We start from the raw sequence: 13,180 nt of genomic DNA, 5'->3' as shown, positions 1-13,180 counted from the left end.
CTTAACCATATTATGCCCTAGAGCTGCTAAACCACCAAGGGCGCACATCCTTTATGATATCCCTATGAGGATCGAAAAATTTTATGCGCCCTTCTATTCAGAAAACCCTTATTTGCTCTTAGCTCCCGGGAGTCGGGAAGCCTTGGTTGTAGACCCCGGATCTGGTGCTTTAGACCAGCTGCAAGCCACGCTACAACGCCTGGAAGTAACCGTGGCGGCAGTGCTGTGTACTCACGGACATGCTGACCATATTTGGGATGCTCATGCTATCGCTGGCAAGGCTCCGGTCTATATTCCCGCCCCCGACGAATACCGTTTTCACCCGGAAAAGCTAGATCCTCGCGAACGTGCCGAGCATGAACTAGCGCTCCCACCCTGGAAAGAACCCGAAAACTTGCAGGTACTGCCCGGCGCTGCCACCAGTGAAGGAGCAGAACTAGCGCCGGGAATTTTTATGCGAGCAGTCCCCGCTCCCGGACACACTGAAGGATCCACGCTATTTCTTTTCGAAGCCGAAGCCTTGTGCGGAAATGCAGAACCGGAAGCCCAAACTATTTACCAGCAGTGGCTAAACGAATCTGGACGGGAAAAAGAGGCTCCTCGGCAGCTAGCTTTATCAGGCGACGTAATTTTTGCCGGCTCGGTGGGACGCACCGATTTGCCCGGCGGTGATTCCCAGCAGATGCTGCATACCCTGCGCACCCTGCAAAATGTGATTCACCCTGATACCCTGCTGCTTCCTGGACATGGCCCGGCCACAGTCTTCGGTTTGGAGAAAGCCCACAACCCCTTCTTGGCGCAAGCTAGATACCAAGGCTAATAGTTTTCCACAGTCCTTTTAGGTTTTGGTTTTCCTTACGAGTTACTGGCGGCTTTGTTTAGGATCCTCACGCCCGCCAGGCTAAATCCATGGAAGCAATCCTGGTTGATGCCTTGGGAAACCAACTGCTGCAAGGGGCAGCGCGAGCCTCGCTACTGCGCGGAAATCGTTTTATTCGTAGCCATAGCGGAACGGTTGATTTACTGGCCGAGCCGGTTACTTTAGCTTCCATCTACGGACGGGCGCTCTTTTTGGCTCCCCTAGTTCCTAGCGGATGTTTCCTTAGTGCGCACTCCGCCGCCTGGGTTTGGGCAGGAAACTCCTGTCCCCCGCAGACGGTATATATCGCGAGTTTACGCCGTCCGCGGCGCGCCGCTGATTGCCGCTACTGGATCCAGCTGGACGCGCCCTCGCGCCGACGCTTCCAGCAGCAGGGAATTATCCCCCTAGGATGCAATCGAATAGGCGACAGTACCCTAAAAAGCCAAGCCGCTAACCGGGGTCGCGGCTCGCGTAATGATTTTGTGCGCCTGGGGAAAGTCAATCTGCTGAGTCCGACAGCTGCTCTACACTCTTGCGACCGCTTTCCCCACCTGACCGGTAAGGATAGCTGGAACCGCGCCCGGCTATTGGCTTTGGTTAACCGGTTGTTTACGCAAAGTACCGGTGGTGCGTTTTGCTAAAAACACCCCCGGAATCTTATGGATATCATTCAAAATCGCGTGCAAATAGCGAGAGTCTGCCACTTCGAAAGTGTAGCGGGAAGTAGCTACCCGATCTGAAGAAGTGTTCATGGAAGCCGCCAAAATATTAGCGCGATAATCCGCCAATACCTGCGTAACGTCATTAATCAATCCCTCACGATCGAGCGCCTGAATCTCAATTTCTACCTGGAATTTTGCAGTCGGATGCTCTGCCCAAGAAACCTGCACTACCCGTTCGGGATGCGCCATCAAGTTTTGGGCATTGGAACATTCCTCGCGATGGACAGACACCCCGTGACCCCGGGTAACAAACCCGACAATTTTATCTCCCGGTAGCGGATTACAGCAGCGGGCAATCTTCGTCCAGATTTCTCCCTGTTTCATCCCTTCAACCTGGATACCGGTGCCTTCGTTACTACTACTAGGACGTGCTTCAACTTGCTCCGGAAGGACTGCCTCGGACAGGGTCTCCTCTGCTCCGTCCTCTCCCCCGGCACTTTCCATGAGTTTTTCAACTACATGGGCTGCCGAAACATGGTGGCTACCTACTGCCGCATAAAGGGCGGAGACATCGCCGTACCCCATACCAGAGGCCAAAGCCGTCATCGTCTCATGACTCATCAGGCGCTGCAAAGGTAGATTTTGTTTGCGCATATAGGTCGAAATCAGACCCTGTCCGGCTTCGATAGCTTCTTCGCGGCGTTCTTTAGAGAACCAGGCTTTGATCTTGTTGCGAGCCCGGGGGCTGGCCACAAACTGTAGCCAATCCCGAGAAGGACCTGAGGTCGGAGAGCGGGAAGTTAGCACCTCAACGTTATCCCCGTTTTCCAACTTGGTGTCCAGGGGCACCAATTTGCCGCCAACTTTTGCCCCCACAGTACGGTTACCTACTTCGGTATGCACCGCGTAGGCAAAATCGACCGGAGTAGCGCCCGCCGGCAGATCTTTAACCTCTCCCGCCGGGGTAAACACATATACCCGGGATCCTGACATTTCATAGCGCAGAGAATCCAAAAATTCACCCGGGTCTTGGGTCTCTTTTTGCCAATCCACTAATTGGCGCAGCCAGCCCATTTCGCCACTATCAGCCAATACCCCTTTATTATCGCCTGCCGATTTAGCGTTGGGGTCTTCTTTGTAGCGCCAGTGAGCAGCGATTCCATATTCGGCGCGGCGATGCATTTCCCAGGTGCGAATCTGGATTTCTACCGGTTTACCTCCGGGGCCTACGACCGTAGTATGTAGCGACTGGTACAGATTGAATTTGGGCATTGCAATATAGTCTTTAAAGCGCCCCGGGATCGGGTTCCAACGCGCGTGCATTTCCCCGAGGACTGCATAACAATCCCGCACCGTATCTACCAGTACCCGCACCCCAACTAGATCATAGATATCGTCAAAGTCGCGTCCGCGGACAATCATCTTTTGGTAGATGGAATAGTGATGTTTGGGGCGGCCAGTTACCTGTCCCGCGATCTTATTTACCCGTAAATCTTCTTTTATTTTGTCGATTACTTCGCGCAGATATTTTTCGCGTTCCGGGGCACGCTCATGCACCAAGTTATCGATTTCTTCATAAAGATCCGGGTAGAGAGTCTTGAAGGCCAGATCCTCTAGCTCCCATTTGATGGTATTCATCCCCAGGCGATGGGCCAGAGGCGCAAAAATCTCTAAGGTTTCCCGCGCCTTATTTTGCGCCGATTTGGGGGAAACATATTTCCAAGTCCGCGCGTTATGGAGACGATCCCCCAGTTTTATCACCAACACCCGAATATCGCGGGACATGGAGATAATCATTTTGCGCACGGTTTCGGATTGTGCTGCCTGCCCGTAGGTGACTTTGTCTAGTTTGGTTACCCCGTCAACCAGGAGGGCGATTTCTTCCCCAAAATCGGCGGTAAGTTCCTCCAGGGTATAGTCGGTGTCCTCCACCGTGTCATGCAGCAGCGCCGCTGCCAAGGTGGTGCTGGTCATCCCAATTTCTGCCAGGATAGTAGCCACCGCTACCGGATGGGTAATATAGGGTTCCCCTGATTTGCGGAACTGCCCTTCATGGCAACGCGAGGCCGTCTGATAGGCGCGTTCTATCAAAGAAATATCTGCTTTGGGATGATTGGCGCGAAGCGCGCGCACCAAAGCTTGAATATGAGGATCAATGTTTTTAGAACGCCCAGTTAACCAGGCCAAAGAAGCACGCACCCGCGAGGACGGAACTGCGTTGGCGCCCTCATCAGGAGTGATAGAACTCATGTATCTAGTTTAGTGACCCTCCAGTCATTTCCCCAATTTGCCAGTTAGATCGGCCCATGGATGGGAAAAGGAGAAGCAAATACTCTAGATCAGAGTCAGGGCTTCACATTCCAAGTCGCCGATATGCTCGCGGCCATCGAGTTCTTCCAGCTCCATCAAAACGCACACGGATTCTACGATTGCGCCCGCGCGTTTGATGAGCGCCGCCGACGCATTTACGGTGCCGCCAGTAGCCAGCACGTCATCGAGTACTAAAACCCGCGCACCCTCTTTAATGGAATCCGGCTGCAGCTCCATGCGGGATTTGCCATATTCGAGGCCGTAATCGATTCCGATTACCGGACCAGGCAGTTTCCCCGCTTTACGGATCATCAAGGTGCCTAGCCCCAGTTCGACCGCTACCGGAGCCGCAATCAAGAATCCCCGGGATTCCAGGCCGGCAACCAAATCCACGCGGCCGCGATAAAAATCAGCAAGACCTTTCACCAACTGGGAAAACGCTTCTCCGTTAGCCAGCAGCGGGGAAATATCTCTAAAGAGTACCCCCGTTTGCGGAAAATCCGGCACGTCGCGCAGGTTCTCGCGAATAATTTTTCCTAAGGGAGCGAGTTTGGGGTTTATCATCGTTTGCTCCTGGGAGTGCGTTTGGGTTGTGCCTGTTGTCCCTGGTGATGACCGGCTTTCAAAGGCTGCGCCACCCGGGAAAGCTCTGCTTCCTGTCCCTCAATCTGGTCGCTGCCACCAGCTCGCTTCTCCAGTACCTTTTGGGTGTGACTGGAAATCTTTTCGGTGCGCGAACGCAACAGCATCAGCATAGAAGGTGCAATCAGAATCGAAGAGAGGGTACCGGCAATCATCCCTACAAATAGTGCTAAGGAAATATCACGCAAGGTGCCGCCCCCGAGAGTGATCCAGGAAATCAACAGGATCGAGGTAACCGGTAGCAGCGCCACCACAGAAGTATTGATCGAGCGCACCAGAGTCTGGTTGATTGCCAGGTTGACGATCTCGCCGTAAGTAGAGCGGGTTTGCTGCTCGAAATCAACCGAAAGTTCACGTACCTTATCGAAGACTACCACCGTGTCATAGAGGGAGTAGCCCAAAATGGTGAGCACCCCGATGATAGTGGCCGGGGAAATCTCTACCCGAGTCAGCGCTAAAACCAGGCCGGTGATTAGCACGTCATGACAGAGCGCGAACAATGCCGAGAATGCCATTGTCCAGGTTCTAAAGTACGCCCACAACATCAGAGCTACTAGGATAAAGAAAATAACCAAAGATTGCAGCGCCTTATAGGTCACGTCCGCGCCCCAAGACGGGCCAATCGTGGTCGCCGCTACTTTGGCTTCTGGCACCTTATAGGCTTTAGCTAAATCGGAAACCACCTGACGCTTAGCGGTAGTATCTAGGGAAACTGATTGCACCCGAATGGAAGATGCTCCCACCGAGTTCACCGAGGAACCCTTGAGCTTAGGGTTGGCGTTTACTACCTTTTGAGCCGGAGCTTGATCTCTACCCGCCACCGAAGAAATTGTGAACTCGGTGCCGCCCTTAAAGTCAATAGAGCGCTCCAACCCCAGCACTGATATCGCCAGCACTGAAATCAGCATTAACGCAACCCCCGCAATCAGCAGGTATTTGCGGTTATCAATAAACTTGTAAGATTTGCGACCAGAATAGAGGGCATTACCCCAACTTGCGAAACTCACTTTTCTTCCTCCTGGTCCGTCGCGGATACTGACGTTGGCTCATCTGCAGGAGCATCATCCTCGTTCGAATCCGCTTTTACCGCGTCTGCTTCCTTAGCTTTGTCATCATCTGACTTTCCGGCGTCCTCTTCCGGCTGAGATTTATAGACAGAGCGAATCTTGCGAACCTGTCCCGCGCCTACATACCGGTAGGTTCCGCGCTGCGCACCCAGGTGCTCTGGATCGAGGCCGGAGAGCTTATGTCCTTCACCGAAGAACTTAAACCGCAGTAGCCACACCATCATCGGGTGGGTGAAGATGAAGATTAGCGCCAAGTCGATCAAAGTAGTGATCCCGAGGGTGAAGGCGAAGCCCTGTACCCCGCCCACTGCCAGGAAGTAGAGCACGCAAGCCGCCAGCACGTTCACCAAGTCGGAGGTAACGATAGTGCGTTTTGCCCGATCCCAACCGACGCTAACCGCACTCGACAAGGCTTTGCCGTCGCGAACCTCATCGCGAATCCTCTCGAAGTAAATAATGAACGAGTCAGCGGTAGTCCCGATAGACACGATCACGCCCGCAATGCCCGCTAGGGAGAGGCGATAGCCCATCGACCAGGACAATAAAGTCAAGGTCAAGTAGAGGAGCACACCGGCGCTCACCAGAGAGCCCACCGCGACTACTGCTAGGCCGCGGTATTGCCAAATCAGATAAAAGACCACCAGAATTAAACCGATAATACCGGCAATAACCCCATAACGGAGCTGGTCAGCACCCAGGGTAGCCGATACTTGTTGTTCGGATTGCACATCGAAGTTTAGCGGTAAGGAGCCGAACTTCAACTGGTTCGCTAAGGCCGTAGCAGAAGAACGGGTAAAAGATCCCGAAATCTCGGCTTTGCCGTTAGTGATCGCGTTATTTACTCCCGGTGCTGAAACTACCAGTCCATCCAGCACGATCGCGAAACGGTTCTTATCGTTATTTTGCCCTGGCGGTAAGCCGTTTTCTCCCGCAACCGGTTTACCCCGGTACTTCATCATCCGGGTGGTGATATCCGCGAATTGGGAGGCACCCTGTTTATCGAAAGATAAGCTTACTATCCACTGTCCGGTGGACTGCCCGGAAGCACCGGTTCCCATCCCCGATTCCGCAGAAGAAATCCGCGCACCCGAAACCTCAGCAGGAGACAAAATATACTTCTCGTGCCCTTCGCTGGAGCAGGCTACCAGTGGTTTCTTAATATCACCGGAGGAGCCACCTTCCCGAGAGCTCTTTTGCTGACAATCTTTGGCATAGAACTCTTGCAGAACTTTCTCGGTTATCCAAGCATCATCCGAATTGTCTTTAGGCTGGCTTGCCGGCTTATCACTGATCTTGCCGTCATGGTCAAGATCCGCCAATTGCTTAGCAAAGGCTTCCGGATCGATGTTTGCCGGTTTCGCCTGCTTCTTGCCGGCTTGTTGTTGCTCTGCCTGTTGCGCCATCACCGATTGGGGAACTCCCGGAGCAGAACGCAATACCGCACGGAAATACAACTCTGCGGACTGGCGCACCAAATCCAAAGTTTCTTTGGAAGGGTTACCGGGTAGGGAGACCAAAATATTGGAGTTACCCTGGGAGGTGATCTCCGCTTCCGAAACCCCGGAAGCATCGACACGCTGCCTAATAACCTCAATCGCCTGGGTAATATCCTCAGAGGTAACTGCACGTTTAGCTCCGGAAGCAGCATTACCTTTCGGGGTGAGGATCAGCTGGGTGCCGCCCTCCAAATCCAGAGCCAAAGAGGGGGTTGGTTTAGCTTTCTTAGTGAGTACCCCCACCAGTAGGGTTCCCGTTAAAGCCAGCACAAGTACCAGGAAAAATGCCAGTGTGCGTCCGGCGTGATATTTTTTCTTCGCCAATGTTGTTCTTTCCGTTATATACGGTGATTATTTCTTCGCTTATTAGTTCTTTTCGCTGGGATCGCCATCCGCAGAAGCGGCGTCGTCTTTGGCCTCGTCACTGGAAGTTTCTTCTTCCGGGGAATCGGCCGCCAGATCCTTGGCCTCTTCGGCTTTATCAGCTTTTTCGGTGTCCGCGTCCTGGGGGTCGGCTTCTGCGGTATCCGGCGCGAACGGCGGGTTCCCCACGCTGACAATCGCCCGAGATGTCCACAGGGTCTCGGTTCCATCCGAGGTTTCGAGCACGATTACGTCCCCATCGGTTTCTACATAGCGTCCATAAAAACCTGAGGTGGTCATCACCCACGCGCCGGGGACCATATCGTTAGCAAGTTTGTCGCGCTGCTCTAGTTGTTTTTTCTTGGCATTGCGTGAAGAAAAAATCATCATCAATAAGAACGCGCCAATGACGGCTAGAAGTACTCCACTTCCCATTGTCAACCTTCCAGTCTAAAATTCTTAACCTTAATGATTCTAAGCGTTAAAGGACATCTGTTTCATCTTTCTCACCCGGTTTAGGCCGGTTTTGTGACCAGTCGCCCCCTGATTCAGGCTTCGGCAAGTCAAAAAGCGATGCTTCTGCCTCTGGTCGCGGAGCAGTGATCCCCAGATGAGCAAAGGCATTATCAGTAGCGATTCGCCCGCGAGGAGTCCGGGCAATAAAACCCTCGCGCACCAGGTAAGGCTCCGAGACGGTTTCTACGGTTTCCGGTTCCTCCCCCACGGAAACCGCCAAAGTGGTCAGCCCGACCGGACCGCCGGCAAAACGTTTGCAGAGAGCCTCGAGAACCGCTCGATCCAAGCGATCAAGCCCGGCCGGGTCTACCTCGAACAGGTCAAGGGCAGCTTTAGCGGCTTCCAAAGACAGGGTTCCGTCCCCATGCACCTGGGCATAGTCGATTACTCTTCGGAGCAAACGATTCGCAATCCGGGGAGTTCCCCGCGAACGCGCCGCCATTTCCGCAGCTGCCCGCGGATCAAGTTCCGCCTCCATTAACCGCGCCGACCTGGTCAACACTTGTTGTAATTCGGCGGTGCTGTAATAGTCCAAATGAGCGGTAAAACCGAAGCGATCCCGCAAAGGAGCCGGTAGCAACCCAGAACGGGTAGTAGCACCCACGACTGTAAAGGGGGGCAGCGTCAACGGAATCGAGGTTGCCCCCGGCCCTTTGCCCACCACCACATCGACGCGAAAATCTTCCATCGCCAGGTAAAGCATTTCTTCCGCAGTGCGTGCCAAACGGTGAATCTCGTCGATAAAGAGCACGTCGCCCTCTTGCAGAGCCGAAAGAATTGCGGCTAAATCCCCGGCATGCTGAATCGCCGGGCCAGAGGTTAGTCGCAGTGAGGTTCCGGTTTCATGGGCAATAATCATCGCCAGAGTAGTTTTTCCTAAACCTGGCGGACCAGCTAACAGCACATGGTCAGGGGTAGCTCCCCGTCCGATTGCGGCTTTGAGCACCAAATCCAACTGGCGGCGAATTTTTTCTTGCCCTACGAAAGAGTCGAGATCTTTCGGACGTAGCGCGGCCTCGGCGGCTCGCTCGACTTCATCCGCCCCCGGTCCTACTGGAGAGCTGATCGCCCATTCGTTTGTTTCTTCCACGTTGCTCCCCTATGCGTGATGCTTGCCTAGTAATTGTAAGGCCGCACGCAAAAGCTCCGGCACCTGCGCTTGCGGGTTAGCTTCGGCTGCCTCTTTAACTGCTTTTTGTGCCAGCGGGGTTCGCCACCCAAGCTGCTCTAGGGCATGGCAAACTTCTTCGCGTTCGGCACTGCCAATCCCGCTGCTAGAGTCGCCTTCTCCTCCGGAAGGTTCACCCAGCTTATCCCCAATTTCTACCAAGATTCTTTGCGCAGATTTCTTACCTACCCCCGGGATTTGGGTAAGCGCCGCCAGGTCACCTTGGGACACTGCTGCCCGCAATTCGTCGGGACTAAACACCGCCAGAGCCGCCAATGCCAGTTTGGGACCGATCCCGGAAACGGTGATCAGGGTGGAGAAAATATCGCGTTCGTCGCGCCCCGCAAAACCGAAAAGGAGCCAAGCATCTTCTCTCACCACCAAGTGAGTCAAGATTTTGGCCTCTTTCCCGGCAGTCAAGGTAGATAAGGTAGCGGGAGTAGCAAAAAAGCTGTAGCCCACACCGGACACGTCAATAGTGGCTTTATCTAGCCTTACTTCCTCAATGGTTCCTGATAAATGCGTAATCATATAGAATCTCCGCTAGCTAGCTACTTAATAAACGCTATCCTACTTGCTCTTATTTCGCCTAAGCCGCGGATCAACTGCCCCGGTACGCCGGCTAGCTGCCTGCGCCTGTGCCCATATTTTTTGGGCGGGAGTAAGATCCCCCCGTGCAGAAATCTTGCCCGATAGAGAAACGTTAACGGTGCCATCTCGACTTGCTCCCTGCAAACCGTCTTGGCGCCAACCATGACAAATCGCAATCGCTAACGCGTCGGCAGCGTCGGCCGGCCGCACCACTTTATCCATCCGTAAAATGCGCTGCACCATATGCTGGACTTGAGCCTTATCGGCTACCCCCGAGCCGGTAACGGCGGCTTTTACTTCCGAGGGGGTATGGATCGCTAGCGGCAAGCGATGGGCGGCGGCTTCGCTCATCGCTATTCCCATAACCCACATGGTGGAGGTAACTGATTGCACGTTGTCTTGGGCGAATACCCGCTCAATCGACATTACTTCCGGGTGATGCTCTTCAATAGCTGCCGCAATCCGTTGGCGAATCTTATCTAAACGGAAATGAGACGCCATATTTTGCGGAGACCGGGCAACTTCGACATGCACCAGCTGGGCACGCCGCTGTGAATCCATATCAATGATCCCGATCCCGCAGCGAGTAAGACCGGGGTCAATCCCGATAATCCGCAACGAGACTACCTATTCGTCCCCTGCTTCGTATTGGGCTTGTACCTCGCGGCTAACCGAAAGATTAGTGAATACGTCCTGGACATCATCGCTATCTTCCAGCGCATCGATAAGCCGCATCACCTGGCGATACTTTGCCAGATCCAGCTCTGCTTCCGTGGTAGCTTTCCACTGGGATTCTGCTGAATCGTAGTCAATGCCGGCATCCTGTAAGGCTTTGCGTACTTCGACCAGATTTGTGGGATCACAAATAACGGTGAAGTTTTCGGCGCCTTCCTCGACCTCTTCGGCTCCTGCGTCCAGGACCGCCATCAAAATGGTGTCCTCGTCTACGCCCTCGGCCTTAGCTACCTCGATAGCTCCGATCCGGTTGAATAGGTAGGAAACGGAGCCGGGATCAGCCAGGTTACCACCGTTTTTACTAAAAGCAGTCCGCACATCGGCGGCTGCCCGGTTCTTATTGTCGGTGAGGCACTCTACCAGCATCGCTACCCCGCCCGGGCCGTAACCTTCGTAGGAGATAGTCTGCCAGTCCGCGCCGCCAGCTTCCGCACCGGAGCCGCGCCCTACTGCCCGTTTGATGTTATCGGCAGGTACCGAGTTCTTTTTTGCCTTTTGGATCGCGTCGAATAGGGTGGGATTTCCCGCCGGATCGCCACCGCCGGTACGGGCTGCTACCTCGATATTCTTAATTAAACGGGCAAATAGTTTGCCCCGCTTAGCGTCGATTGCCGCTTTCTTATGCTTGGTGGTAGCCCACTTTGAGTGACCCGACATTCGCTCTCCTTAAGTTCCTCTCGCGCAATTAATTTTCGAAATACCAAGGCTGATTTTAGCGCTTTTGCACCCTAACCGTCTAAATAGCCTTAATCGTAGACGGTCTTCTGACATCCATCCCAATCGAAAGCCCACTGCTTTGCCAGTTTCGGCAGACACTTGGGATAGATAGTTTCCCGCTGGGCTAAGTGCGCAAGTTCTCCCAGGCCAACCCAGCGGATATCTTCTAAAAGTTGCTTTTCCGAGGGCGTCCACTGGGCGGGGAAAGCCCGAGGAGCGTCTGCGCTTAAACGCACTAAGAAATAATGTTCTGCCTGGATAGCCCAAAGTTTGCGGAACTTTAGTAAAGATTCCCGGTAAAGCACCGGGCCTTGCAGCTGTTCACGGTCAAGAGTGATTCCAGTTTCTTCTTTAAATTCCCTCAGGGCTGCCTGCTCGGGGGTTTCTCCGCCTTCTATCCCACCTCCGGGGGTAAACCACCAGCGATGGGTGGGATCAGAAAAATCGTGGCCACTGATTAAGAGGATGCGTTGCGAGCTATCGAAGGCAATGATGCGGGCAGCGTAGCGACCGGGGTAACCATCGGCATCGACTGGCCAGTCTGAACCGAGCGGATTTTCTCCGTTAGGCGGAAAAGGATTCGGGAGGGGACGCGGCACTCGAAAACCGGAGCTCACCTTAGGCCCGCCCCATCCGATAGGCGCCGACTGCGGTGCAGGCAGCGGCAAAATGCCTGCGAGCCGCCAGTAACTTCTTAACGGTTTCCTCATTCTCTTTTTTGATTCCTTCAGACAGGCCGCGGTGAGAACTGGCTACATAGTTAAGCGCCAAAACTGTCGCCGCCTGTTGGAATTCCGAGAGTGCGCGACGAGCAGCAGGTGAAATAGTGCGCGCTGAACGCCGAGCTCGCCGCCTACCCGAAAGGGAACAGAGCATTTGTGATTCGCGAACATCAATCCAACCATCCGCGATATAGGCTTGGAGACCATTTTCGATGGCGTTGCGTTGCCGCACCGACACCACCAGGTTAATCACTAGCCAAGTAATGAACATCGGTCCCCAGAAAAACACATAGGAAACCACAAATAGCAACGCCGAGTAAGTGGCTAGTCCGTTCCAGGCCGCATGAAGACAGATAGCGGAAACCAGACCAGAAACCGGCAGAATGACCCGCATTTTAGGTGAGGCAATGCGGGTAAGCGCCATCCCCACCGCGAGGCCAAAAATCGAAGTGTAAACGGTGTGACCAAAGGGTCCCAGCATCGCCCGCATAAAGAAAACTACCGGGAGTTGTTCGTAAAAACGGGCAAAATAAAGCACGTTCTCCGTGAAAGCAAAGCCCGCGGCCAGGATGCCGGCAATCACCACCCCATCGAGGGGACTTTTTATCGAGCGACGCCTGGCCAACATAATGATTACTACCCCGAGACCTTTTAAGGACTCTTCAACTATCGGAGCCACGATGGTAGCCAAAAGACCAAAAGATTGAAAAGGAGTGGGACCAAAATCTACCGACTGTAGCTTTTCCCCGGAAAAGGTATTGAGCCCCAAAGCACAGACGGAAGCGATCCCCGCTCCCCAAAGGAACGCTATTACTAGTAGCCACCACGGTTTTGGCGCCCAGCGATCAAGCCACACCATTACGATCACTACGATCGCCATCGGTAACAAGGCAGCAATTACGGCGCCTATGGTAGTGGTGATGGATTCTTCCGAAGAAACAAAAACTGCCAAATAGGTAAGTCCACCCCCGGCTGCTAACAAACACATTACTTCCAGCCAGGGGAAGGAGCGCAGACGCGAACGTCTGCTCGCTTTTTCTGCTCCCGGATCTACCAATAGCGGTTGGGCGGAAACTCGTTGGGAAACAGCAGGATGCGGAATCATTGGATCCGCAGGCAAACTGCGGGCGTCAAAGCTGTAACTAGCAACTAGCTGTTCAGTAACCGGAGGGTAACTGGCGTCAGACTCAGGCGGAATAGAGGCAGCCGGCAGATACCCGGAATTCGATTGGCTCACCTAGTCCTCCTTTTTTTGGGCTAACCCTAGTCTAACTTGTCGAAACTGGGAGATTATTTTCCTCTTCTAGACAATCACAAAACTGACTAGCG

Annotated in this window: 13 protein-coding genes; 2 read left to right on the top strand and 11 right to left on the bottom strand. The window is 53.8% G+C overall.

Annotated features, from left to right (window positions below; all coding sequences use genetic code 11):
• Nucleotides 1-64: 64 nt before the first annotated feature.
• Both F605_RS0108245 and F605_RS0108240 read left to right on the top strand, forming a co-directional pair.
• Nucleotides 65-820 carry an MBL fold metallo-hydrolase gene (locus F605_RS0108245; RefSeq protein WP_022865407.1) on the top strand — a complete coding sequence of 252 codons (756 nt, stop codon included), beginning with the start codon at nt 65-67 and terminating at the stop codon, nt 818-820.
• A gap of 89 nt (nt 821-909) precedes the next feature.
• The gene (locus tag F605_RS0108240; protein WP_022865406.1) at nt 910-1,503 is read left to right on the top strand and encodes a hypothetical protein; all 594 of its coding nucleotides are present in this window, start codon (nt 910-912) and stop codon (nt 1,501-1,503) included.
• Here F605_RS0108240 and F605_RS0108235 read toward each other — a convergent pair.
• The 11 genes from F605_RS0108235 to F605_RS11140 form a co-directional block, all read right to left on the bottom strand.
• Complete coding sequence (locus F605_RS0108235) at nt 1,447-3,774, bottom strand: RelA/SpoT family protein (protein WP_022865405.1); 2,328 nt, start codon at nt 3,772-3,774, stop codon at nt 1,447-1,449. The genes F605_RS0108240 and F605_RS0108235 overlap by 57 nt on opposite strands.
• A gap of 84 nt (nt 3,775-3,858) precedes the next feature.
• Nucleotides 3,859-4,398, bottom strand: a complete 540-nt coding sequence (locus F605_RS0108230) for an adenine phosphoribosyltransferase (RefSeq protein WP_022865404.1) — start codon at nt 4,396-4,398, stop codon at nt 3,859-3,861.
• Nucleotides 4,395-5,483 carry a protein translocase subunit SecF gene (gene secF, locus F605_RS0108225; protein ID WP_022865403.1) on the bottom strand — a complete coding sequence of 363 codons (1,089 nt, stop codon included), beginning with the start codon at nt 5,481-5,483 and terminating at the stop codon, nt 4,395-4,397. The genes F605_RS0108230 and secF overlap by 4 nt, the downstream gene beginning before the upstream one ends.
• Nucleotides 5,480-7,363 (bottom strand): protein translocase subunit SecD, encoded by a 1,884-nt coding sequence (gene secD, locus F605_RS0108220; RefSeq protein WP_022865402.1) that lies wholly within the window; start codon nt 7,361-7,363, stop codon nt 5,480-5,482. Before secD ends, secF begins: the two co-directional genes overlap by 4 nt.
• 42 nt (nt 7,364-7,405) lie before the next feature.
• Nucleotides 7,406-7,837 (bottom strand): preprotein translocase subunit YajC, encoded by a 432-nt coding sequence (locus tag F605_RS11145; protein WP_022865401.1) that lies wholly within the window; start codon nt 7,835-7,837, stop codon nt 7,406-7,408.
• Between the two features lie 46 nt (nt 7,838-7,883).
• Nucleotides 7,884-9,008: a Holliday junction branch migration DNA helicase RuvB gene (gene ruvB, locus F605_RS10575; protein ID WP_022865400.1), complete on the bottom strand. Its 1,125-nt coding sequence runs from the start codon at nt 9,006-9,008 to the stop codon at nt 7,884-7,886.
• A gap of 9 nt (nt 9,009-9,017) precedes the next feature.
• Nucleotides 9,018-9,617 (bottom strand): Holliday junction branch migration protein RuvA, encoded by a 600-nt coding sequence (gene ruvA, locus F605_RS0108205; RefSeq protein ID WP_022865399.1) that lies wholly within the window; start codon nt 9,615-9,617, stop codon nt 9,018-9,020.
• 39 nt (nt 9,618-9,656) lie between these two features.
• Nucleotides 9,657-10,295: a crossover junction endodeoxyribonuclease RuvC gene (locus tag F605_RS0108200; RefSeq protein WP_022865398.1), complete on the bottom strand. Its 639-nt coding sequence runs from the start codon at nt 10,293-10,295 to the stop codon at nt 9,657-9,659.
• A 9-nt stretch (nt 10,296-10,304) separates the two neighbouring features.
• Nucleotides 10,305-11,069 carry a YebC/PmpR family DNA-binding transcriptional regulator gene (locus F605_RS0108195; RefSeq protein ID WP_022865397.1) on the bottom strand — a complete coding sequence of 255 codons (765 nt, stop codon included), beginning with the start codon at nt 11,067-11,069 and terminating at the stop codon, nt 10,305-10,307.
• 89 nt (nt 11,070-11,158) lie between these two features.
• Nucleotides 11,159-11,746, bottom strand: a complete 588-nt coding sequence (locus F605_RS0108190) for an NUDIX hydrolase (protein ID WP_060920662.1) — start codon at nt 11,744-11,746, stop codon at nt 11,159-11,161.
• Nucleotide 11,747: 1 nt separating this feature from the next.
• Complete coding sequence (locus tag F605_RS11140) at nt 11,748-13,088, bottom strand: PrsW family intramembrane metalloprotease (RefSeq protein ID WP_022865395.1); 1,341 nt, start codon at nt 13,086-13,088, stop codon at nt 11,748-11,750.
• Nucleotides 13,089-13,180 lie beyond the last annotated feature (92 nt).

The organism is Varibaculum cambriense DSM 15806, assembly GCF_000420065.1.
GTDB classification, from domain to species: Bacteria; Actinomycetota; Actinomycetes; order Actinomycetales; family Actinomycetaceae; genus Varibaculum; species Varibaculum cambriense.
This window is presented reverse-complemented; position numbering and strand designations above follow the sequence as displayed.

Bases quoted from the DNA above. Each gene is read 5' to 3' on its own strand.
- F605_RS0108245 (WP_022865407.1), top strand. From the start codon at position 65: ATGAGGATCGAAAAATTTTATGCGCCCTTCTATTCAGAAAACCCTTAT.
- F605_RS0108240 (WP_022865406.1), top strand. From the start codon at position 910: ATGGAAGCAATCCTGGTTGATGCCTTGGGAAACCAACTGCTGCAAGGG.
- F605_RS0108235 (WP_022865405.1), bottom strand. From the start codon at position 3,774: ATGAGTTCTATCACTCCTGATGAGGGCGCCAACGCAGTTCCGTCCTCG.
- F605_RS0108230 (WP_022865404.1), bottom strand. From the start codon at position 4,398: ATGATAAACCCCAAACTCGCTCCCTTAGGAAAAATTATTCGCGAGAAC.
- F605_RS11145 (WP_022865401.1), bottom strand. From the start codon at position 7,837: ATGGGAAGTGGAGTACTTCTAGCCGTCATTGGCGCGTTCTTATTGATG.
- ruvA (WP_022865399.1), bottom strand. From the start codon at position 9,617: ATGATTACGCATTTATCAGGAACCATTGAGGAAGTAAGGCTAGATAAA.
- F605_RS0108195 (WP_022865397.1), bottom strand. From the start codon at position 11,069: ATGTCGGGTCACTCAAAGTGGGCTACCACCAAGCATAAGAAAGCGGCA.